The sequence below is a fragment of the Klebsiella sp. JB_Kp004 genome, assembly GCF_040065795.1.
Lineage (GTDB): Bacteria > Pseudomonadota > Gammaproteobacteria > Enterobacterales > Enterobacteriaceae > Klebsiella > Klebsiella quasipneumoniae.
Window position 1 is genome coordinate 193,650 of record NZ_JBEAKW010000004.1, and the last position, 21,168, is coordinate 214,817.

Consider the following 21,168-nt stretch of genomic DNA (forward strand, 5'->3'; position numbering starts at 1 on the left):
TCAGCATGTCATGATTTCACGCGGCAGACGCCGCGCGGCTTCACACTGTTACGTATCGGCTTGCTCGCTGGCGACGATTTGTTCAATAGACCATGGGTGAAATTTGACCGTCACGCTGCCGTCGGTGACCGCCAGGGTGGGATTCGGCAGACGCTCATGTTCCCCTTTCGGCGAGCTGGTTTTGACGACGATCCCCGGCTGGCTGAGTCCGTCATCGGCCAGCAGCGCCAGAGCGCGGGCATTTAAGGTAGCCGGATCGCCGGGCAGGACAATTTCAATATGCTCCCAGCCTTCATGGGGATAACGCTTTTCACCCGGCCACGGCAGCTCAACGATATGAAAGCGCCAGTGCGCCACGCAGACCGGCTCCGCCAGTTTAAACAGGCAGATAGGCCGACCGTTGATCATATTCTCCGACAGCAGGGTTCCGCACTGCGCCAGCCCACTGCGCCAGCGCTCCGCGGTGGCGTTCTGATGACAGCGCAGGGAGATATGGTCGGCGTCGAGTCCGCCGATCTCCAGTCCCAGTCGCGCAGCGAAGCGCTGTAGCGCATCGGAAAATCGCGGGAGATCCGCCGTAATATCGGCCAGTTGTTCAATCTGCTGCCAGTTCGCCATGGGTTTGCTCGTCACTTATGTTCATCAATAATAAAAAGGCTAATCTACCGTGTTTTAGGCCGCGGACCAACCGCCACCCTGCCGCTGCGTGACCGACCGACGATGGATTGCCCATGCCGCCGGGCCGCGCGCGATGCTGACGGACGGGGACAAATGCAGTATACTCCCGCCCTAATTTGTCCACATTCCGGCGCCGCCTCCCTCGGGGGCTGGCGCATTACACGTAAGGTATTCCGGTGAATATTCAGGCTCTTCTCTCAGAAAAAGTCAGCCAGGCCCTGATCGCGGCAGGCGCGCCTGCCGATTGCGAACCTCAGGTCCGCCAGTCAGCAAAAGTTCAGTTCGGTGACTATCAGGCCAACGGCGTGATGGCTGTCGCCAAAAAGCTGGGCATGGCGCCGCGACAACTTGCAGAGCAGGTACTGTCTCATCTTGACCTCAACGGCATTGCCAGCAAGGTTGAAATCGCCGGGCCGGGCTTTATCAATATTTTCCTCGACCCCGCGTTCCTGGCGGACAACGTCAACCGCGCGCTGCAGTCAGAACGCCTGGGCGTCGCCACGCCGCAGGTACAGACCATCGTCGTCGACTACTCGGCGCCAAACGTGGCGAAAGAGATGCACGTCGGCCATCTGCGTTCGACCATCATTGGCGATGCCTCGGTCCGTACCCTGGAGTTCCTGGGCCATAAGGTGATCCGCGCCAACCACGTCGGCGACTGGGGCACCCAGTTCGGCATGCTGATCGCGTATCTGGAAAAACAGCAGCAGGAAAACGCCGGCGAGATGGCCCTGGCCGACCTCGAAGGTTTTTATCGCGAAGCGAAAAAACACTACGACGAAGACGAAGCCTTCGCCGAGCGCGCGCGCAGCTACGTGGTTAAGCTGCAGGGCGGCGATGAGTACTTCCTGCAGATGTGGCGTAAGCTGGTGGACATCACCATGTCGCAGAACCAGATCACCTACGATCGCCTGAATGTGACGCTGACCCGCGATGACGTGATGGGCGAAAGCCTGTACAACCCGATGCTGCCGGGGATCGTCGCCGATCTGAAAGCCAAAGGGCTGGCCGTCGAGAGCGAAGGCGCCACCGTGGTGTTCCTTGATGAGTATAAAAACAAGGAAGGCGAACCGATGGGCGTCATCATCCAGAAAAAGGATGGCGGCTACCTCTATACCACCACCGATATCGCCTGTGCGAAGTATCGCTATGAAACACTGCACGCCGACCGCGTGCTCTACTACATCGACTCCCGTCAGCACCAGCACCTGATGCAGGCGTGGACCATCGTGCGTAAAGCAGGTTATGTGCCGGACTCCGTGCCGCTGGAACACCATATGTTCGGCATGATGCTGGGTAAAGACGGCAAGCCGTTTAAAACCCGCGCCGGCGGCACCGTGAAGCTGGCGGATCTGCTGGACGAAGCGCTGGAGCGCGCGCGTCGCCTGGTGGCCGAGAAGAACCCGGAGATGTCCGCTGATGAGCTGGAAAATCTGGCGAAAGTGGTGGGTATCGGCGCGGTGAAATACGCCGACCTGTCGAAAAACCGCACCACCGACTACGTTTTCGACTGGGATAATATGCTGGCGTTCGAAGGCAACACTGCGCCGTATATGCAGTATGCCTATACCCGCGTGCTCTCCGTGTTCCGCAAAGCCGGCATTGACGAAAACGCCCTCACCGACGCGCCGGTGGTGATTGCGGAAGATCGCGAAGCCCAGCTGGCCGCGCGCCTGTTGCAGTTTGAAGAGACCCTCTCCGTGGTCGCTCGCGAAGGGACGCCGCACGTGATGTGCGCCTACCTCTACGATCTGGCGGGCCTGTTCTCCGGTTTCTACGAGCACTGCCCGATCCTCAGCGCGGAAAGCGAAGCGACCCGCAACAGCCGCCTGAAGCTGGCGCTGCTGACGGCGAAAACCCTCAAGCTGGGTCTCGATACTCTCGGTATCGAAACCGTCGAGCGTATGTAAAACCAACCCGGCGAAAGCCGGGTTAGTTTTTTCAGGCGCCGCGCCTGCGGGGTCTCCTGCTCAGAAATACTTGCGCAGATACTCGGTCAGACAGAGGATCGCCATCGCCTGGCCGTAGGGCATCGAGGTGAGCGGGATCTGGCGATAGAAATCAAGGTCTGACCCCATTCCGGTGCCAAAGGAAGTCTGCAGCAGCTCCCCCTGAGGCGAAATATTCTGCACAATTCCGCGAATCGCTTTTTCAGCCACCCCGGCATAGTGCTGCCCGACATATCGCTTGCGCACCGCTTTGAGTATGCCGTAGGCAAAGCCGGCGGTCGCCGAGGCCTCTGGATAAGAGTGCGGGTCGTCCAGCAGGGTATGCCACAGGCCGCTGTCGTCCTGACATTTCGCTAAGGCGGCAATTTGCGCGTTCAGCACCTCGGTCAGATAGCGCCGTACCGCATTCCCTTCCGGGAGATCCACTAACTCAAGAAAATCCGGGATTACCATAGTGAGCCAGCTGTTGCCCCGCGCCCAGCGCGCCCGGGCAAAATTATGCCGACCGTCATAGCTCCAGCCGTGAAACCACAGCCCGGTTTCCCGGTCCATCAGGTTCTGCACGTGGAGCAGGAACTGATAGGTCGCCTCCTCCACATACTGCGGACGGTGAAGCAGCTTGCCAATTTTGGCTAACGGCAACACGGTCATCATCAGGGTGTCATCCCACATTTGCTGGTGGTTTTCTTCCGCCAGGGTGATGTGCTGCATGCCGCCCTGCTCGGTACGCGGCATCTCATACATTGCCCACTCCGCCCAGCTCTCCAGCCACGGCAGGTACGCCTTACATCCGGTCTCTTCAAAGCGATAGGCCAGGGTCAGGAACGGCGCCATGGTGTTGACGTTTTTGGTCGTTGCCCCCTCGGCGAAACGGTCGGCAAACCAGCGGTCAATGATATCGCGCATCTCGAGATCGCCGGTTTGCTGATAATACTGATAGATGCCATACAGCCCGACGCCGTGGGTCCACTCCCAGCCGGCCCAGCCTTTGGTATCAATAACGCGCCCGTCATCCAGGCGCAGTAAAAATTGCCCGCTCTCATCCTTAATATTCACCAGGTTTTGCGTCACGTTGCGGATGAGCGCCTGCAGTTCGCTACGGGCGATAAAACGCTCAGGCTGACAGAGTAATGGGCTATGTTTGACCGGCCAAACTTTCATGTTGTTAACCTCGGGTATATGTCGAATTCAAAGCACCGCCCTGGGTGAGCGCCGGGGCAGCAGGTTTATGACGATTCAGGTAGCCAATGTTGTTATTTCCCCACAGGCAGTCGTAAGGCATCCCCGCCAGCATCTCGACGACCGCGCGGTGTTCTGCGCTGGTCAGTTCCGGCTGGGCGTGACCGCTTTCGCGCATTCTTAGGGTTTCGCTGCGCAGGACGCTGTGGGTATGCAGATTGAGTTTGAAGCGCAGCGAAACGAGGAAGCCGCAGGCTAAGACCACCAGCGTGCCGACGCTGAGGATCAGCAAAATGGTATGGCTGACCCCTTCAGGCTGTATTTTTTGCCCGGAGACAAACCCCGACAGCTGCATGATGATGCCCACCAGCATCACCGCCCCCGCCTGCGAGGCTTTGCGGGTCAGCGTCATGATGCCGGCAAAAATCCCCTCCCGGCGCTGGCCGGTGATCGCTTCGTCGACGTCGGCAATATAGGTGTAGGTATTCCACGGTACGTAGTTAATCCCGCCGCGTCCCAGTCCGGCGACAGCAGAGATGAGCAGCAATAACGAATAGACGTCGCTCAGTCCGGCGTAATAGAGCAGCGCATAGGAGAGCGAGCTCAGGCCAAAGAGGACCACCACCATGCGGTACGACGGCGCGGGGCCAAAGCGAATGCACAGCGGGATCATGGCGATCACGGCGATAAACTGGAAAATCGCCATCGTCCCCAGCAGATTCGAGGCGACAGAGGCCTCCTGCATCAGAACAAAGACCACGTAATAGGTGAATACGGCATTGAAGACGTCCTGGGCGATATAGCCCCCCAGATACATGCCGAGGTGCTGGCGGAAAATTTTTATCCGCAGCGTGGAGCTCAGCTCAATCACCAGGCGATTGAGGCTCTGGGCGAGGGTTAAGTTCTGTTTCTCCGCTTCCGCCCGCAGCGCCGCCTCTGACCAGGCCTCACGCGGCCGCTCCCAGGTGAAACACCAGACGAAGGTCAGCATCACCGCGCACAGGACCGAGAACACCAGACTGGCATAAAAGAACGAGCTGGCATTGTCTTTGCCGAGCCAAGTAAGGAGGATCCCCGGCAGAAAGGAGGCTAAAATCGCCGACATTTGCGCCATTGAGATGCGCGCGCCGGAGAATTTGGTTTTCTGTTTAAAGTCATCGGTCATCTCCGGCACCAGCGTCTCGTAGGGCACCAGAATCATGGTGTAGACCATATCAAACAGCAGATAGGTGAGCAGGTAGTACCAGAAGCCCATCTCGCCAACCCACATCGCCGAGTAGCTGAATACGCACGGGATGCCGAGCAGAATAAAGAATTTTCTGCGGCCGAAGCGCTTGCCGAGCCAGGTGGTGCCGAAGTTATCGGTGAGAAAGCCCATCAGCGGGCTCACCACCGCATCCAGTACGCGGGCGGAAGCGAATATCAGCGTGGCTTCTATCGGAGAGAGTCCGCAGAAGGTGGTGTAAAAGTAGAGCAGCCATGCGGCGGTTAGCGCCGTGGTGCCGGCGCCGAGAAAATCGCCCGCGCCGTAGGCCAGGTAGTTAGCCAGTCCAATCTTTCGTGTTTTCATCGCCGTGATCCTGTGTCTTTTTTTAAGAGAACGCCGACAATCTTTCCGGATTTGCCACCGGAAGGGAGTGGGTACCTGGCTACACTAAAAGCAGCGAAACGACGTTACCTTTGTGCTTTTGCCACGCAACCGTTGCCGGTGGCAAAATGACAAAGAGATGACGTCTTCACTTCACTCATTTATAAAACGGCATTTCTTTTAAATCAAAAGACAGGTTCACCATTGTGATCTAGCCGGAAAAACACCGACTGGCGAAGAGGCTCGCAAATCCCGGGATCGGCCCTTGCGCAGCCGGGTAAACAGGAGTAAAGAAAGAAGGAAAGAAAGGGTTATTCCGCGTATCTCAAGGAGGCCAGATGCCTTATTCACATCTGCTGGTTGCCGTCGCGCCAACGCCGGAGAGTCAGGTATTAATTAAAAAAGCGGTGTCGATTGCCCGGCCCGTGAACGCGAAAGTGAGCTTTATCACCCTCGCCACGGATCCGGAGCTGTATAACCAGTTCGCTGCGCCGATGATGGAAAATCTGCGCGAGGTGATGCAGGAAGAGACGCGTGATTTTCTCAACGAGCTGGCGCGTCACGCGGACTACCCGATAGAGAAAATGACCATCGCCTGCGGCGAACTGGGCCATCATATTAAAGACTTCTGCCGGTCGCACCAGGTCGATCTGGTGATCTGCGGCAATCATAACCATTCCCTTTTTTCGCGCGCCACCTGCTCGGCGAAAAATATCGTCGGCAGCTGCGGCGTCGATGTCCTGCTGGTTTCCCTTGAAAAGGGCTAACGCCGGTTAGCCCTTTTCCTGAACTAGGCCAGTTTAGGGAACGTGGCTATCTTCCCCCGCAAGCGGCTCTCCTCACTGCGCGGTGAAATATGCTGCAGATCGTCGACAAAGCGCGCCTGCCAGTTATGAATATCATTTTCTCTGATCACGTCCAGCATCGCAGAATGACGGGCAATACGTTCCGCCAGCGGCATGCTAAGGGCGCGATCCAGCGCGGCGGCAACCTCGTCGCGATCGTAGGGGTTGACGATCAGGGCGCTGGTCAGCTCCTGCGCCGCGCCGGCAAACTGCGACAGGACCAGTACGCCAGGGTTATCCGGATCCTGCGCCGCCACGTACTCCTTCGCCACGAGGTTCATACCATCGCGCAGGGGCGTCACCAGGCCGACGTCAGAGTAGCGGAAGACCTTCATCAGCAGCTTACGGTCAAAATGCTGGTTCAGATAGTAGAGCGGAGTCCAGCCAAGCTGGCCAAACTGACCGTTGATGCGCCCGGATGCGGTTTCCAGCTGGTGGCGGATATCCTGATAGGCCTGCACATCGCCGCGGGAGGTCGGTGCGATCTGGGTATAACGGATCTTGCCGTGATGCTGAGGATACTTTTCGAGCAGCGTCTCATAGGCGAGGAACCGCTCCGGCAATCCTTTCGAGTAGTCAAGCCGCTCCACCGAGAAGATATTCTTCACGTTTTTGAGCTCGTTTTTCAGCTGGACCAGCTTCGGCGGCAGCGGACCTTTGGCGTTGCGCGTAATCTCGTCCGGATCGATCCCTATCGGATAAACCTCGGTGCTGAACGCCTTACCCCACGCCTGATAGCGTTTGTCTCCGAGGTCGGAGAGTCGGGTCTGCATGGCAATGCTGTCAAGAAATGCGGTTCTGTCGCTTTCGGTCTGGAAGCCCAGCAGGTCGTAATCGCACAGTTGCTCCAGCAGCTCAGCGTGCGGCGGTAGCGCGTTAAAAATCTCCGGCGTCGGGAACGGAATATGCAAAAAGAAGCCGATCCGGTTGTTGACCCCACGCTTGCGCAGTTCGCTGGCGAAGGGCAGCAGATGGTAATCATGGATCCACAGCGTATCGTCTGGCTCGATCAGCGGCAGAAGCTTGTCCGCCAGCATGGCGTTAACTCGCTGATATCCCTCCCAGGCTTCGCGCTGGAAGCTGACCAGATCAAGACGATAATGGAAGGCCGGCCACAGCACGGCATTAGAGAACTGGTTGTAGTATTCATCATGGTCACGCTCATTAAGGTTGAACGACGCCCATGAAATATTTCCGCGGGAGACCTGCTTCAGCGGTTGCTGGTCATCGCCAATTTCGCCGCTCCAGCCAAACCACAGACCCCCTGCCGCTTTCAGTGCCCCCAGGATGCCGACGGCCAGACCGCCAGCGCTCGATTTTTTATCGTCCGGTAAGGCGATACGGTTAGAGACTACGACTAAACGACTCATGGTCATCCCTCCTTTCGGTTTGCGCGTCATACGCCAGATGTTGCAACCACGTCCTTACGGCGGCGGCATCCGCCAACCGCCAGTGCGCCTGGGTTTCCCCGGCGCCCACTTTTATCGACATTCCCTGCAGTTGATTAACCACGCTGAATCCCGCTTCGTCGGTCAAATCATCGCCGACAAAAACCGGTTCGCGACCGGCAAACGGCGCTTCCTGCATGAAGGCGGTGATCGCCTCCCCTTTGTTGACACCGCGGGGTTTAATCTCCACTACGCACTTGCCAAGCTGTAGCGCCAGCAGCGGGTAGCGCTGAACGATGCGCTGCGCCAGCTCCAGCACCGCGCTCTGCTGCTGCGGCGCCTGGCGGTAGTGGAGCGCGAAGGCCATCTCTTTACTCTCCAGCTCGCACCCGGGGAGCGCCTGCAACGCCGAGGTCAGCTCAGCCGCGATTTCATCGCGCAGAGCCGACGGCAGAGAGACAATATAGGTTTTACCATTGATATCACGGCGTTCAGCCCCGTGAACACCGGCCAGCGGTAGCCGCCAGGGATGGGTTAGCGCGTCAAGTTCAGACATTGAGCGCCCTGAAATCAATGCCACCGCCCCGCCCTGCTGCCGGGCCAGCGCGTTGAGCGCCTGCAGCGTGTTGTCGGGTATCACCACCTGATCGGGGTGCGGCTGGATATCGGCAAGAGTACCGTCGAGGTCAAAGAAAAAAGCGTAGTTTCCGGTTAGCGCAGGCGGTACAGATATCTGGTTATCCACCCTGTTTCCTCCTTATCATGGCCAGCCGAAGCTGGTTGTTAATTATATGTTAGCCATGTAAGTATAGACAGTGTGACCAACCTCGCCATTTTTGATAGATACCGCCAGCGAAACGGGCGCTGGCGGTAATTACTCTGTAGACTTAAAAGTTATGCCTGAAATCAGGCCGCACGTTTGGCTTTTTGTTTGTAGCGGTCAAAAATTACCGCTGCCAGCAGGATGACCCCGCGCACGACGTATTGTGAGAACGGCGAGATGTTCAGCAGGTTCATCGCGTTCTCCACGGTCCCGAGGATCAGGATCCCGGCCACCACGTAGGAGATCTTGCCGATCCCGCCCTTCAGCGATACCCCGCCCAGCACACAGGCCGAAATAACAATCAGCTCATAGCCAATCGAGGTCATCGGCTGGCCGCTGGTCATCCGCGACGCCAGGATAATTCCCGCCGCGGCCGATACCAGACCGGAGAGCACAAAGATAATAATCTTGGTGCGCACCACCGGAACACCGGCCAGACGCGCCGCCTCTTCATTGCCGCCTATAGCCAGCGTATTACGGCCAAAGGTGGTTTTGTTTAGTAATAATCCGAAAACCACCAGGCAGGCGACCGTCAGCCAGATCGGCGCCGGCAGACCAAACCAGTTGGCGTAACCGAGGGTGAAGAAGCGTTCATCTTCGATCCCCACCGCTTTACCGTCGGAGATAATGTAGGCCAGACCGCGGACAATCTGCATAGTGGCCAGCGTGGTGATCAGGGCGTTGATCTTCAGGCGGGCAATGACAAAGCCGTTGACCAGGCCACTGATCGCCCCCAGCAGCAGACCGGCGGCAATCCCCAGCCACAGGCTTTCGCTCAGGTTAATCACCACCGCGGTAGTGACCCCGGCACAGGCGATAACCGACGCCACCGACAGGTCGAAATCGCCGGAGGCCAGGCAGAAGAGCATACCGCAGGCCACCATCCCGGACATCGAGATCGCCAGCCCCAGCCCCTTCATATTGACGAATGAGGCAAAGTTAGGCACAAAAATTACGCAGCCGATAAACAGCACCGCAAACACCACCAGCATGCCAAACTGATCCCAGATACGGGCAAAGCTAAAGGCAGAGCGGGTAGCGCCGGACGTAGTCACTGATGACATCATTTACTCCTTACTCAGGCGACAGCCTGACTCACTTTTGGCATCGCAAGGCTTAACGCCTGCTGTTCATTGGCTTCTTCATGCAGCAGTTCGCCGGCGACTTGCCCTTCACGCATCACCACGATGCGGTCGGCGACGCCCAGCACTTCCGGCAGGTCGCTGGAGGCAAATACCACGGCGACACCGGAGGCGGCGAGGCCATATATCACGTTGTAAATTTCATGTTTGGCGCCGACATCGATACCGCGGGTGGGCTCATCGAGCAGGATCACCTTCATCTCTTCCGACAGCCAGCGGCCCAGGATCGCTTTCTGCTGGTTGCCGCCAGACAGGTTCATGATCAGCTGTTCCGGGCCCGGCGTTTTAATGTTCAGCGACTGGATATGCTGATCGGCGTTGTCCGCCTCCCAGGCGTTGTTGATCAGGCACCCGGCGTGAATATGCTTGCGTCGGGCGCTGATATTGATGTTGTCGCGCACGGAGTGAACCGGAATAATCCCCTCCGCTTTACGATCTTCCGGGCACAGCATCATCCCGGCCTGGATGGCCTGGGCCGGTTTGCGAATGTCGACGGGCTGGCCATCGATATACACCTGACCGCTGGTGATCCGCGTCCCGCCGAACAGACCTTTCATCAGTTCGCTGCGCCCGGCGCCCACCAGCCCAAACAGGCCGACGATTTCGCCACTGCGCACCGAGAGGCTGACCGGCGTGCGTACGCCCGGGGCCTTCACCTCCTCCAGACGCAGCCGTTCTTCGCCGTAGGGGCGAGGTTTCCAGCCGTAAATATCCCCCAGATTGCGTCCCACCATCGCCTGAACCAACGCGTCGTGGCTGACGCTCGGCATATCGTCAAAGGTGCAGACGTAGCGGCCATCTTTAAAGACGGTGATGGCATCGCTGAGGGCAAAAATTTCTTCCATCCGGTGTGAAACATAGATGATGACTCGCCCCTCCTCCCGTAGCTCGCGGATAACGCGAAACAGGTTGTCGATCTCCCGGGCGGAGAGCGAACTGGTCGGTTCATCGAAGGCGATAATTTTGGCGTTACGCGCCAGCGCTTTGGCAATCTCCACCATCTGCCACTGGCCAATGGAGAGATACTTCAGCGGCGTCTCCGGGTCTATATCCAGCCCCAGATGCTCAAGCTGCAGGCGGGCCTCGTAGTTGAGCAGCGAGCGGTTGACGATGCCGCCTCTGTGCGGCAGCTGGCCAAGATAGATATTTTCGGCGACGGTCATCTCCGGGATCAGATGCAGCTCCTGATAGATAATCGCCACGCCGGCGTTGAGCGCCGCCATCGTATTGGTGAACGCCATCTGCTGACCGCCGATCTGCAGGTGACCCGCAGTGGGGATGTAGTTACCGCTGAGAATTTTCAGCAGCGTCGATTTGCCTGCGCCATTTTCGCCCATCAGCGCGTGGATCTGTCCTGGGTAGCAGTCAAAACTGATATCGGACAAGGCCTTTACGCCAGGGAACGTCATGGTGATGCCGCGAAATGAGAGATAAGGGGTAGACTGTTGCATAACGACTCCGCTCTTCTGCACTCAGCCCCCGCCGCGGCGGGGGCCAGTTCAACCGGGCTGTTACAGCCCTTTTTTCGCCAGCTCTTCTTTGAAGTTATCGCGGGTAATCAGCACCACATCGGTCACCGCAGTGAACTTCGGCGGCTCAACGCCCTTGGTGACCCAGTTGTAGAGCATTTCGCTGGTTTTATAGCCATGAATATCCGGGCTTGGCAGCAGGGAGCCATAGAAACCGGTTGGCTGCGCCTTCGACAGTTCGTTGACGGCATCCACGCCGTTAATGCCAATGCCAATCACATCCGGCGCTTTAAAGCCCTGGCCTTCAGTGGCACGCACGCCGCCGAGCACGGTGTTGTCGTTCATCCCAACGATCAGCCAGTGTTTAACCTGCGGGTGCTGGACCAGCATCGAGTTACCGGCGTCAAACGCCCCCGGGATATCGTTAGATTTTGTCGGAACGCGGTAGATTTGCGCTTCCGGGAAACCGGCCGCCTTCAGGGCATCGATGGAGCCAGTGGTACGACGGCGGGCGGTGTCCAGCTCATCGGCGGTGATGGCCATCACCGCGGTGTCTTTGACATCCCAGCCGCGTTTCTGCATCTCTTTATACAGCTCCTGCCCCTGGCGGGCGCCGATTTCGCTGGCCGCCATCATCACCAGCGGCACGCTCTCCATCGGTTTACCTTTGGCGTTGACGAACTGGTCATCGACAGTAATCACCTTCATGTCATAGCCGCGCGCTTTAGCGACAATCGCCGAGCCGAGCTTAGGATCGGGGGTACAGATGACAAAGCCCTTCGCGCCGCTGGCCGCCAGGCTATCGATGGCGTTCAGGGTTTTCTCACCATCCGGCACCGCAATTTTAATGACGTCAAAGCCTAAATCTTTTCCTGCTTTATCAGCAAATTTCCACTCGGTCTGGAACCATGGCTCTTCCGGCTGTTTCACCAGAAAACCCAATTTCAGGTTTTCCGCCATAGCTGATTGTGACATAACCGCTGCAAGACCAATGGCCGCCAGCGCTTTAGTAAATTTGTGCATGGTAAACTCCAGCTTTAATTCGCTTTCATGTAGGGAAAAATCGGAATTAACTTTTTTATCAGCATCAAAACAAGGCATTAGAAAAATCACATTCCCTACTGCCGTTGTTAGAGTAGTAATACCCGGAAATTATTTCTCCATACGAGAGCATTATCACATCGCGGAATTACAGTAATTGCGTACATAGATTTAGCAAAAAAAGACATAAAAAAAGACATAATTGTCATACAATTTAACCGGCGAATAGCAGGATCATCTATACCACCAGCAGGCTTATCCCTGTGATGTCAGAGGGTGTTTAACAGAGGGTTACGGCACTGTTATATCCAGTGGCTAACGGGGTCGCAGCGGCGGTCAACTGCCCGCCGGCGCTGAAGATCAGCAGACGCGCGTCGCCAGTCCAGCGTCGGCCGTTTAATATCGCGATAAAACGGATCTTTTGCGTAATTTATTCCTAATTGAAAAAAGATATTCCGGTTACATAAAAAAACCTGCAACAAAAAATAAAAATAATTATCATCACCACGAAACATTGCTCTCTGAAATAACTTATAGTTTTGCGTTATACGATGAATCTCGTAGTCAAATACCTATAACTTATACCTGGCACACCGCGCTAGCGCCCCAGTCTACACCGCCAATCCCCCGCCAGTCGTCATTCAGGAATAATCGTGTAACAAAACGTAAATTATCCATCTTGAGAGTTTTCTTAATTCCATTCAGCGAGTATTCTAAAATTGTCGGCAAGAGGAAAAATTACCCGACTCATACGGAATGTGTAGAGTTTTATTATTCTGCAACAGTGCAGCGCGCCACTCTTTTATCCTGTTGTTGACCGCAGGAACCGCTGACGCGCACCAGTAACCCCTTCCCGGTTAATAAGGATATTTTTATGGCAGTTCCAGGAATGGCACAAAAGCTAAACACCCAGATGAACCTTGAGTTCCACGCCTCTAACGTTTACCTGAACTTAAGCGAGTGGTGCGCCCGGCATCGCTTTGACGGCGCCGCGACATTTTTGCGCAACCGCGCGCAATGCAGCATCACCCTCACCATGCGCGTATTTGACTATCTGAAAAAAGCCGGCAGCTGGCCGATAGTGAATCCCGACCGCGCCTGTAATCCCGAATGTACCTCGCTGGAAGATCTCTTTACCCAAACCCTGGTCGATTACCGCCAGCGTAGCAGTATGCTGAGCGGTCTCGCCGAGGAAGCCAAAGCGCAGAGCGATGACAACACCTGGCGTTTTCTGACCCGGCTGGCGGAAGAGCAGCAGCAGGATGGGCTGCTGCTGCAAAGCGTGCTCGAGGAAATTCGCAACGCCGACAAAGCCGGGATCGGTATGGAACAGACCGATCGCCGTCTGATGGCCCTCGTCGGAGCGTCACAGAAACCCCACTAATCAGAGGTGTAGGGCCTTTCTCGCCCGATCAGGGGGGAGCGCGTTCGCGCTGCCCCGCCCTGTTTATTAATCCGTTATCGCTATACTCCCCTGCCATTTATTCCTCAAAAGAATAAAAAAGTTTTAACTCGATCCCATTCCCTCCTCACCGTTACCCCTTTGGGGGGATTAGTGAGCGCGGTCACTTTTTGTTGAGCCACAAAGAAATATAAAAACAGTGTTTCAAAAATATAAAACACGAGGTTTATTTTTTATGGCTCGATACACGGCTTCAGCCTCTGAAGGGCTGCAGGGAAGACCGATCTTGTTACGCCATCAGTTAGCCTACGGCGGCGGTAATCTGTTAGGGAGTGGCGCACTGGCGATAAGCGGGGCATGGCTACTCTATTTTTATACGACCTTTTGCGGCCTGACGCTGATCGAGGCCTCATTTATCTTCTCCGTCGCCAGCATCATCGACGCCATCAGCAACCCGCTGATGGGCTATCTGACGGATAATTTTGGCAAAACGCGGTTAGGCAAGCGCTTTGGCCGTCGGCGCTTCTTTTTGCTGATCGGCATTCCGCTGATGCTGTTCTACCCGCTGCTGTGGGTAGAGGGCCTGAGTTTCTGGTACTACCTGTGCACCTACGTGGTGTTTGAGATCATCTACACTTCCATCATGGTGCCCTATGAAACGCTGGCGACAGAGATGACCGATGATTTCTCGCTACGCTCAAAGCTCACCGGCTATAAAGCCATCTTCGGCAAGCTGGCCAACTTCCTCGCCGCGTTTATTCCCGGACAGTTCATTCTGCTGTACGGCAAAGATTCCGCCACCCCTTTCTTCCTCACCGGCCTGACCTACGGCGCGATCCTGATCGTCGCGATTACCTGTCTGTGGCTGTGCAGCTGGGAGCGCGAGCGTGCGGAAGCCGTGGATACCAGCGCGAAAAAGGGGCTACTGAGCACCCTGCTGTCGCTGGCGAAAGACATGCGTTCCACCTTTTATCTGCGCGTGTTCCGCAAACATCTCGGTATGTACCTGTGCGGGTTTGGCGCGGAATGGCTGTTTGCCTCCATCTTCACCTATTTCGTGATATTCGTTCTGCAGCACGATCCGGCAATGGTGGCCGGGCTGAACAGCCTGAACTCGATTCTGCAGCTGATCTCCACCGCGCTGTTTATCGGCCTGTGTGTGAAAAAGGGCTTCAGCAAACCCTATATCCTCGCGCTGGGGATCGTGATTTTCGCAGTCCTGCTGTATACCTCGCTGTGGTTCTTCCATCTGCCGTCAGGCCTGGCGACCGTGCTGATGTTCGGTATTACCGTGCTGTTCGGCCTGGGGACCGGCGGGGTTTACTATATTCCCTGGACCGTTTACACCTTCCTCGCCGATGTCGACGAGATCTACACCGGACGCCGTCGGGAAGGGATCTATGCCGGCGCCATGACCTTCTCAGGGAAAATTCTGCGCTCGATTGTGGTGTTTTCGATGGGGGCCATCCTGAGCTTTTACGGTTTCCAGTCAAAAGCGCACAGCCAACCGGAAAGCGCTGTGACCGCCATCGCGGTGGTATTCTGCGTCGGTGTCGTCGCCTTAGCCCTGGCCGCCATCGTCTTCAGTAAGCAGATGAAACTGGACCGTAAAGCCCATCTGGTGGTCCTGCAGGAAGTCGCGCGGATTAAAGCGGGCGGTAAAATCAGTGATATTGCGCCGGAGGTGCGGGCAATCGTTGAGGATCTGGTTGGCCATCGCTACGAAGAGTGCTGGGGCAACAGCAAATTGTTTAAAACCGCTGAGGCTGCGCCAACGCAGACCGTGGTTTCCCATTAAAGGAAAAGGCCCCGTCGGTCACCCGCGGGGCCGGTTATTAATGCGTTTCTTCCTGCGGGGTAAACTTCAGCTCAATCAGGGCAATCGCTTTTTGCACCGCGCGAAGCGTCACCGGATCGGCAGAGGCCGGGTGGCTGGCGAAGTCAATGGCTTTCAGCTGACTGGTCATTTTTTCACGCACTTCCACCGGCGCGATGACGTCAATCACGTCGAGGATCTGCTTGATAACCAGCTGGCAGGCAACCACATCGGAAACCAGCTCGTCGTGTTCGGTAAGATGTTGAGACATTAATTACTCCTTTTTTCAGGAGCGTAATAGTACCCTAAATCGTTAACGATAATAAAACCTGCCGTGGCAGGTTTTTTTCGCCACCCGAGTGGCTGGCGGCACCTTTGCTGCCGCTTTGCCGAGAATCCCCTTGATGGCAGCGACAACATGAATACCGCGATCTCTTCCGGGAACGAACGTGCTTTTTCAGCCCCGGCGCTGCTGGTGGCTGGCGCCTTTTTTATGGAGTTTCTCGACGGGACGGTGATCGCTACCGCCCTGCCCGACATGGCGAGAGATTTTGGCGTTACCGCCGTCGAGCTGAATATCGGCATCAGCGCCTATCTGATTACCCTCGCGGTGCTGATCCCCGCCAGCGGCTGGATCGCCGATCGCTTCGGCGCCCGGGCTATCTTCACCCTCGCCCTGGCCATTTTTACCCTTGCCTCGATCTTTTGCGGCCTCTCCAGCGATATGCATATCTTTGTCGCCATGCGTATCCTGCAGGGGATCGGCGGCGCGCTGATGGTCCCCGTCGGTCGTCTGGCGGTACTGCGCACCACGCCGAAACACCTGCTGATAAAGGCCATCGCCACCCTCACCTGGCCGGCGCTGGTGGCCCCTATTATCGGCCCGCCTTTGGGAGGCTTTATTACCCGCTACGCCAGCTGGCACTGGATCTTCTTTATCAATGTCCCGCTGGGCGTCGCGGCGATTATCCTGTCGCTGCGCATCATTCCTGATATCCGCGAAGCAGAGCGGCGCGCCTTTGATATGACAGGGTTTATCACGACCGCGGTGGCGATGGTCAGCCTGGTCACGGCGATGGAACGGCTCGGCGATCGTCAGCCGCAGATCTGGCCGACGCTGGCCCTCGCCGCGCTTGGCTTCGGCTGTCTGGCGTATGCTATCCGCCACTTCCGCCGGGCGACAGCGCCTATGGTTCGTCTGACGGCGTTGCAGGTGCCGACGTTCCGCGTGACGATGTACGGCGGCTCGCTGTTCCGGGCCTCCATCAGCGCGGTCCCCTTTCTCCTGCCGCTGCTGTTTCAGGTGGGGTTCGGCATGGATCCCTTTCACTCTGGTCTGCTGGTGCTGGCGGTATTTGTCGGCAATTTAACGATTAAACCCGCCACCACGCCGCTGATCCGCTGGCTGGGCTTTCGTCGCCTGCTGTTGATCAACGGCGCGCTGAACGTCTGTTCGCTGCTGGCCTGCGCGCTGCTCACGCCGCAAACTCCGGTCTGGGCGATCATGCTGATCCTTTATCTCGGCGGGGTGTTTCGCTCAGTCCAGTTCACGGGCGTGAGCACGCTGGCCTTTGCCGATGTCCCCGCCGCGCAGATGAGTGATGCCAATACTCTGTTCAGTACCGCGTCGCAGCTGGCGGTGGGGCTGGGTATCACGCTTGGGGCAATCGGCATTCGCCTGGGTGAACAGGTCGGCGACTGGCTGCAACTTTCCGCCGTGCCGGGGATCAGCTTTCGCCTGGCGTTTGTGTTTATCGCGGTGATTTGTCTGGTGGGGATGTTCGACAGCCTGCATCTGGCCAAAACGGCAGGCAGCAGCGTGTCGGCGAAGAAATCGTAGAGGATGGAAGGGCCAGCGGCGCTGGCCCTGATAACGATTACCCGACGATCTGGCGGACAAACGCTTCGATCGCTTTATCCTGGCAGTTTTCGAAGAAGCACTGCTGGAAGCGAGGGCCAGAGACCGCGGTTTTCACCAGTTCCGGATCGATGGCGCGCAGGGTATCGAGATAATTTTCTTTGACTACCGCCGCTTTGACCTGGTTGAGGATCCCGGCATTACGCACCTGCGGTTCTTTGCGCTCCGGCGGATAGCCTTCGCCGTTACGACCGGTAAAGGCTTTTTCAAAGATAAACCGCACGTTCAGCTCGGCACCCCAGCCGAAACCTTTGGCAAACGGCAGCGACAGCGCGTTACCGTTGTTGATCTGGGCAAACAGGAACGCATCCGCCGGGTCGATACAGTAGCCGCAGACCACGCCAGGATGGATGTTCAGCGACATCAGCGCTCCCTGGCCGGTACCGCATCCGGTGACCACGAAGTCGACCGCCTTCGAATTCAGCAGGATGCTGGCCATGATCCCGAGGTGAATATAGGTCAGATGATGATCGTTCTCATCGCTCATACCGACGTTATAGACCGGAAATCCTTTTTCGTCGGCAACCGCGTTAAGCTCCTTGAGGATGATGGCGTTTTTGTTCGCCTGGCTGTTCTCCATCATCAGTGCAATCTTCATGGTTTACTCTCCTGAATGCTGTGCGGGCCTGCCCGCAGAATGTCATTGGCGTTGACTGCACTCTACTACCTGGAAAACAAACTTTCAAATTTTATGAAAAGTTGTTTTAAAAATTACGCATCGCTTCACACTTTCGCCGCCTCTGTCGCTCAGGTTAGCGTGTCGCCTCCTCATCAGGACGACTCCGCCTGGCGCTCCCCGCCTCGCAATCCGCAGAGGCAGTCATTTCGCCTCCGCAAAAAACTAATAATAAATTAAAACCATTCTCATTTATTATTAAACTGCCAATGCGTGTTATTCCCATTAGCATTTTAAATAAAATCTTTTTAAATTTACTTTTTGCAAATAATTAAATAACAAATTATAGTGGCAGCCGATAACATCTATATTTTAATTCCAGGAGCGCGACGATGCTGAAAACGGAAATGATCGACAAACTGAATGAACAGATGAATCTTGAACTCTATTCTTCTCTTCTTTATCAGCAGATGAGTGCCTGGTGCAGTTACCATAGTTTTGAAGGGGCTGCGGCCTTCCTGCGTCGCCATGCCCAGGAAGAGATGACCCATATGCAGCGCCTGTTCGACTACCTGACCGACACCGGCAGCCTGCCGCGCATCAACGCTATCGCCTCCCCGTTTGCCGAGTATGCGTCACTGGATGAACTGTTCCGCCAGACCTATGAGCACGAGCAGCTGATCACGCAAAAAATTAATGAACTGGCGCACGCGGCTATGACCAGTCAGGATTACCCGACCTTTAATTTCCTGCAGTGGTATGTCGCCGAACAGCATGAAGAAGAGAAATTATTTAAATCGGTAATTGATAAACTGACCCTCGCCGGGAAAAGCGGTGAAGGTCTGTACTTTATCGACAAAGAGCTGGCCACCCTCGATACGCAGAATTAATTGCCCGCGCCGCGACGCTTCTCCGTCGCGGCATTTTCAATGCTGACAAACCTTGTTTTCTGCGGTGGTAAATCCTGCCTCTCTGGCAATAAATTTGCCTTTCTGCTCTAAAAACGCCACCAGCTCCGCAGCGCTCAGATTTTCCGCCGAACAGGTGTGAAAGCGCGCCTCTGCGCCAAAGCGACGGTGAATGGCCGCCTCCAGCGAAGCCACCGTCCAGCACTCCTTCGACGCCAGCATCATCTGCAGCACTTCATAACCATGAATAGAAGACATAACCCCTCCGGAAAAAAACGCCAGCTTAGGCCAGACCGACGGCCCGCGCCTTGCGCCAGCGCAGGCTTTCATCCTTTCGACCTTGTAAAGTTTTAATTACAGAGCTTGTAACCCTGATTTGACGAAAGACGCAATATCCCCTACTCTGCGCGGCATAAATTATTGTGATTTGCTGTAGGGATAGCGAAAAGCGTGAAGAACCGCACTCTGGGCAGTATTTTAATCGTAGCCGGCACCACAATCGGTGCAGGTATGTTGGCGATGCCATTGGCCGCCGCAGGCGTCGGCTTTACCGTCACGCTGGGTTTACTTTTCACCCTGTGGGCATTGATGTGCTATACCGCCCTTTTGCTGCTGGAAGTCTACCAGCATGTCCCTGCCGATATGGGGCTCGGTTCCCTGGCGGCGCGCTATCTGGGTCGTTATGGACAATGGATCACCGGGTTCTGCATGCTGTTTCTGCTGTACGCCCTCACGGCAGCCTACATCAGTGGCGCCGGCGAATTACTCGCTTCCAGCCTCAACCAGTGGCTGGACTGGCAGCTGCCGCCGGCTGCCGGCGTACTGATCTTCACCCTGCTCGGCGGGGCGGTGGTGTGCATTGGCACCGCGCTGGTCGACCTGTTCAATCGCTTCCTGTTTAGCGCCAAAATCGTCTTCCTGGTGATTATGCTGGCTCTGCTGATGCCGCACATTCATCAGGTGAACCTGCTCACGCTGCCGGTTGAGCAAGGCCTGGCGCTGTCGGCCATTCCGGTGATCTTTACCTCTTTTGGCTTTCACGGCAGCGTGCCGAGCGTCGTCAGCTATCTGGGGGGCGATATCCGTAAGCTGCGCCGGGTGTTTATTATCGGCAGTTTTATTCCGCTGGTGGCCTATATTTTCTGGCAGCTGGCGACGCTGGGCAGTATCGCCGCTCCGGCCTTTACCGCCCTGCTGGCGCAACATGCCGGTCTGAACGGTCTGCTGGAGGCGATCCGCGAAGTGGTAGCGTCACCGCACGTGGAGCTGGCCGTACACCTGTTTGCCGACCTTGCGCTGGCGACCTCCTTCCTCGGCGTCTCGCTCGGGCTGTTTGATTATCTGGCCGATATGTTTCAGCGCAAAAACAGCGTCAGCGGGCGTCTGCAGAGCGGGATGATCACCTTTCTGCCGCCGCTGGCGTTCGCCCTGTTCTATCCCCGCGGCTTCGTCATGGCCCTGGGCTACGCCGGGGTGGCGCTGGCCGTGCTGGCCCTGATGTTACCGGCCATGCTGGTCATGAAGAGCCGCCGACTGCATCCGCAGGCGGCCTGGCGGGTGGCCGGCGGCGCCCCGGCGCTGTGGCTGGTCCTGCTGTGCGGGATCGGCATCGTAGCGATCCAGTTCTGCATCGTCTCCGGGCTGTTACCGGCGGTGGGATAAAAAAAGGGGCCAGCTGGCCCCTTTTTCATTTCGCTAAGCAACACTGCTTATACTTTTTACCGCTGCCGCACGGACAGGGATCGTTACGTCCGACTTTCGTCTCATTTCTTACCGGCTGCGGGACCACCTCCGGCTGCGGATTCGCCATCCAGTACTGGTAAAGCGCCAGCGCCGCCGGGGTGATGCGCTCGATGCTGGCGATAAATTCATCCGCCGTCAGATTATCCAGCGCGGAAAACTGTTCTTCGCTACCGTGGAGCGCAATCGCCTCCAGCTCAGGCTGAAGTTCAGCAGGCAGCGTCGACCAGTCGCTCAGCGCCACGCCGCGCAGATAGCCAAAACACCACTCTTCAACGATGGTCAGCTCCTGACCTTCCGCTTCACGGGTGCCGAACAGCGGTTCGAACTGATCGGGATAAGACTCCAGCCGTTCGGCGATATCGCTCATATGCTGCAGCGTCAGATTGACAAAGCGATCGCGCTCGCGGTCGTTGGCCCAGCGTGGCACATTATCGGCACCACCCCAGATAGCCAGCAGCCACTGGGCGGGTTCGATAGCGGTGGGCGCCGAGAGGATCGCCGTCAGCAGGCCATCCAGTTCAGAGACATCCAGAATAGCGCCTTCGGTGGCGTATTTCGCCAGCGTCTCGTCCAGCCATTCCAGTTCGTGTTCGTTTAAAGGTCCGGTATTCATTCACAGGCTCGCATGGTAAAAATCGGGCCTACAGTAGCCGAAATGCCGGC

General features: G+C 56.7%; 20 protein-coding genes and 1 pseudogene. 8 read left to right on the forward strand and 13 right to left on the reverse strand.

All coding sequences use genetic code 11. The features are described 5' to 3' along the window. Positions 1-48: 48 nt before the first annotated feature. Positions 49-618 carry a VOC family protein gene (locus ABLX76_RS05115; RefSeq protein WP_023290260.1) on the reverse strand — a complete coding sequence of 190 codons (570 nt, stop codon included), beginning with the start codon at positions 616-618 and terminating at the stop codon, positions 49-51. Positions 619-854: 236 nt separating this feature from the next. On the opposite strand from ABLX76_RS05115, the gene argS reads away from it, so the two are divergent. Then, complete coding sequence (argS, locus tag ABLX76_RS05120) at positions 855-2,588, forward strand: arginine--tRNA ligase (protein WP_004203428.1); 1,734 nt, start codon at positions 855-857, stop codon at positions 2,586-2,588. Positions 2,589-2,648: 60 nt separating this feature from the next. Here the strand turns inward: argS and ABLX76_RS05125 are convergent, their stop codons facing one another. Both ABLX76_RS05125 and ABLX76_RS05130 read right to left on the reverse strand, forming a co-directional pair. After that, complete coding sequence (locus tag ABLX76_RS05125; RefSeq protein WP_048336026.1) at positions 2,649-3,788, reverse strand: glycoside hydrolase family 105 protein; 1,140 nt, start codon at positions 3,786-3,788, stop codon at positions 2,649-2,651. Between the two features lie 4 nt (positions 3,789-3,792). Continuing rightward, positions 3,793-5,376: an MFS transporter gene (locus ABLX76_RS05130; RefSeq protein WP_048297823.1), complete on the reverse strand. Its 1,584-nt coding sequence runs from the start codon at positions 5,374-5,376 to the stop codon at positions 3,793-3,795. A 356-nt stretch (positions 5,377-5,732) separates the two neighbouring features. On the opposite strand from ABLX76_RS05130, the gene uspC reads away from it, so the two are divergent. Continuing rightward, positions 5,733-6,161: a universal stress protein UspC gene (uspC, locus tag ABLX76_RS05135; RefSeq protein WP_004203433.1), complete on the forward strand. Its 429-nt coding sequence runs from the start codon at positions 5,733-5,735 to the stop codon at positions 6,159-6,161. A 23-nt stretch (positions 6,162-6,184) separates the two neighbouring features. On the opposite strand, the gene otsA is transcribed toward uspC, so the two are convergent. The 5 genes from otsA to ABLX76_RS05160 all read right to left on the reverse strand — a co-directional run bounded on the left by otsA (position 6,185) and on the right by ABLX76_RS05160 (position 12,084). Then, positions 6,185-7,609 carry an alpha,alpha-trehalose-phosphate synthase gene (gene otsA, locus ABLX76_RS05140; protein WP_032453397.1) on the reverse strand — a complete coding sequence of 475 codons (1,425 nt, stop codon included), beginning with the start codon at positions 7,607-7,609 and terminating at the stop codon, positions 6,185-6,187. Beyond that, the gene (gene otsB, locus ABLX76_RS05145) at positions 7,584-8,372 is read right to left on the reverse strand and encodes a trehalose-phosphatase (RefSeq protein ID WP_023290265.1); all 789 of its coding nucleotides are present in this window, start codon (positions 8,370-8,372) and stop codon (positions 7,584-7,586) included. Before otsB ends, otsA begins: the two co-directional genes overlap by 26 nt. A 161-nt stretch (positions 8,373-8,533) precedes the next feature. Further along, positions 8,534-9,514: an L-arabinose ABC transporter permease AraH gene (araH, locus tag ABLX76_RS05150; protein ID WP_023290266.1), complete on the reverse strand. Its 981-nt coding sequence runs from the start codon at positions 9,512-9,514 to the stop codon at positions 8,534-8,536. Positions 9,515-9,528: 14 nt separating this feature from the next. Further along, complete coding sequence (gene araG / locus ABLX76_RS05155; protein WP_044523997.1) at positions 9,529-11,043, reverse strand: L-arabinose ABC transporter ATP-binding protein AraG; 1,515 nt, start codon at positions 11,041-11,043, stop codon at positions 9,529-9,531. Between the two features lie 60 nt (positions 11,044-11,103). Continuing rightward, positions 11,104-12,084, reverse strand: coding sequence for an arabinose ABC transporter substrate-binding protein (locus ABLX76_RS05160; protein WP_004203441.1), 981 nt, complete (start codon positions 12,082-12,084; stop codon positions 11,104-11,106). An 892-nt stretch (positions 12,085-12,976) separates the two neighbouring features. Here ABLX76_RS05160 and ABLX76_RS05165 point away from each other — a divergent pair. Continuing rightward, on the forward strand, positions 12,977-13,486 hold the full coding sequence (locus ABLX76_RS05165) for a non-heme ferritin-like protein (RefSeq protein ID WP_032453399.1): 510 nt from the start codon (positions 12,977-12,979) through the stop codon (positions 13,484-13,486). A 104-nt stretch (positions 13,487-13,590) separates the two neighbouring features. Here ABLX76_RS05165 and ABLX76_RS05170 read toward each other — a convergent pair whose 3' ends face one another. Further along, entirely contained in the window at positions 13,591-13,725 is a 135-nt protein-coding gene (locus tag ABLX76_RS05170; protein ID WP_065805780.1) for a succinate dehydrogenase, read from the reverse strand. A gap of 65 nt (positions 13,726-13,790) precedes the next feature. Between ABLX76_RS05170 and ABLX76_RS05175 the strand changes: the two genes are divergently transcribed. Next, entirely contained in the window at positions 13,791-15,302 is a 1,512-nt protein-coding gene (locus ABLX76_RS05175) for an MFS transporter (RefSeq protein ID WP_032453400.1), read from the forward strand. 37 nt (positions 15,303-15,339) lie between these two features. Here the strand turns inward: ABLX76_RS05175 and ABLX76_RS05180 are convergent, their stop codons facing one another. Further along, on the reverse strand, positions 15,340-15,591 hold the full coding sequence (locus tag ABLX76_RS05180; RefSeq protein ID WP_004203448.1) for a DUF2766 family protein: 252 nt from the start codon (positions 15,589-15,591) through the stop codon (positions 15,340-15,342). Positions 15,592-15,738: 147 nt separating this feature from the next. Here ABLX76_RS05180 and ABLX76_RS05185 point away from each other — a divergent pair, with 147 nt between their 5' ends. After that, positions 15,739-17,160, forward strand: a complete 1,422-nt coding sequence (locus tag ABLX76_RS05185) for an MFS transporter (RefSeq protein ID WP_348874117.1) — start codon at positions 15,739-15,741, stop codon at positions 17,158-17,160. Between the two features lie 37 nt (positions 17,161-17,197). Here the strand turns inward: ABLX76_RS05185 and ABLX76_RS05190 are convergent, their stop codons facing one another. Further along, the gene (locus ABLX76_RS05190) at positions 17,198-17,836 is read right to left on the reverse strand and encodes an RpiB/LacA/LacB family sugar-phosphate isomerase (RefSeq protein ID WP_023290273.1); all 639 of its coding nucleotides are present in this window, start codon (positions 17,834-17,836) and stop codon (positions 17,198-17,200) included. 245 nt (positions 17,837-18,081) lie between these two features. Here ABLX76_RS05190 and ABLX76_RS05195 point away from each other — a divergent pair. Both ABLX76_RS05195 and ftnA read left to right on the forward strand, forming a co-directional pair. Further along, positions 18,082-18,189, forward strand: a pseudogene (locus ABLX76_RS05195) (hypothetical protein); the annotation flags it as partial. A 57-nt stretch (positions 18,190-18,246) separates the two neighbouring features. Beyond that, positions 18,247-18,744, forward strand: a complete 498-nt coding sequence (ftnA, locus tag ABLX76_RS05200; protein ID WP_004203451.1) for a non-heme ferritin — start codon at positions 18,247-18,249, stop codon at positions 18,742-18,744. Between the two features lie 36 nt (positions 18,745-18,780). Here the strand turns inward: ftnA and ABLX76_RS05205 are convergent, their stop codons facing one another. Continuing rightward, entirely contained in the window at positions 18,781-19,020 is a 240-nt protein-coding gene (locus ABLX76_RS05205; RefSeq protein ID WP_348874119.1) for a YecH family metal-binding protein, read from the reverse strand. 192 nt (positions 19,021-19,212) lie between these two features. On the opposite strand from ABLX76_RS05205, the gene tyrP reads away from it, so the two are divergent. Then, positions 19,213-20,424 carry a tyrosine transporter TyrP gene (gene tyrP / locus ABLX76_RS05210; RefSeq protein ID WP_348874121.1) on the forward strand — a complete coding sequence of 404 codons (1,212 nt, stop codon included), beginning with the start codon at positions 19,213-19,215 and terminating at the stop codon, positions 20,422-20,424. A gap of 25 nt (positions 20,425-20,449) precedes the next feature. On the opposite strand, the gene ABLX76_RS05215 is transcribed toward tyrP, so the two are convergent. Then, positions 20,450-21,118, reverse strand: coding sequence for a YecA family protein (locus ABLX76_RS05215; RefSeq protein ID WP_060590250.1), 669 nt, complete (start codon positions 21,116-21,118; stop codon positions 20,450-20,452). Positions 21,119-21,168: the final 50 nt, after the last annotated feature.

What these genes read in the sequence shown, in the direction of transcription:
- ABLX76_RS05160 (WP_004203441.1), bottom strand. Translation starts at nt 12,084, where the DNA reads ATGCACAAATTTACTAAAGCGCTGGCGGCCATTGGTCTTGCAGCGGTT.
- otsA (WP_032453397.1), bottom strand. Translation starts at nt 7,609, where the DNA reads ATGAGTCGTTTAGTCGTAGTCTCTAACCGTATCGCCTTACCGGACGAT.
- ABLX76_RS05215 (WP_060590250.1), bottom strand. Translation starts at nt 21,118, where the DNA reads ATGAATACCGGACCTTTAAACGAACACGAACTGGAATGGCTGGACGAG.
- ABLX76_RS05180 (WP_004203448.1), bottom strand. Translation starts at nt 15,591, where the DNA reads ATGTCTCAACATCTTACCGAACACGACGAGCTGGTTTCCGATGTGGTT.
- ABLX76_RS05115 (WP_023290260.1), bottom strand. Translation starts at nt 618, where the DNA reads ATGGCGAACTGGCAGCAGATTGAACAACTGGCCGATATTACGGCGGAT.
- ftnA (WP_004203451.1), top strand. Translation starts at nt 18,247, where the DNA reads ATGCTGAAAACGGAAATGATCGACAAACTGAATGAACAGATGAATCTT.
- araG (WP_044523997.1), bottom strand. Translation starts at nt 11,043, where the DNA reads ATGCAACAGTCTACCCCTTATCTCTCATTTCGCGGCATCACCATGACG.
- ABLX76_RS05205 (WP_348874119.1), bottom strand. Translation starts at nt 19,020, where the DNA reads ATGTCTTCTATTCATGGTTATGAAGTGCTGCAGATGATGCTGGCGTCG.
- ABLX76_RS05190 (WP_023290273.1), bottom strand. Translation starts at nt 17,836, where the DNA reads ATGAAGATTGCACTGATGATGGAGAACAGCCAGGCGAACAAAAACGCC.
- uspC (WP_004203433.1), top strand. Translation starts at nt 5,733, where the DNA reads ATGCCTTATTCACATCTGCTGGTTGCCGTCGCGCCAACGCCGGAGAGT.
- ABLX76_RS05125 (WP_048336026.1), bottom strand. Translation starts at nt 3,788, where the DNA reads ATGAAAGTTTGGCCGGTCAAACATAGCCCATTACTCTGTCAGCCTGAG.
- ABLX76_RS05130 (WP_048297823.1), bottom strand. Translation starts at nt 5,376, where the DNA reads ATGAAAACACGAAAGATTGGACTGGCTAACTACCTGGCCTACGGCGCG.
- araH (WP_023290266.1), bottom strand. Translation starts at nt 9,514, where the DNA reads ATGTCATCAGTGACTACGTCCGGCGCTACCCGCTCTGCCTTTAGCTTT.
- ABLX76_RS05165 (WP_032453399.1), top strand. Translation starts at nt 12,977, where the DNA reads ATGGCAGTTCCAGGAATGGCACAAAAGCTAAACACCCAGATGAACCTT.
- ABLX76_RS05185 (WP_348874117.1), top strand. Translation starts at nt 15,739, where the DNA reads ATGAATACCGCGATCTCTTCCGGGAACGAACGTGCTTTTTCAGCCCCG.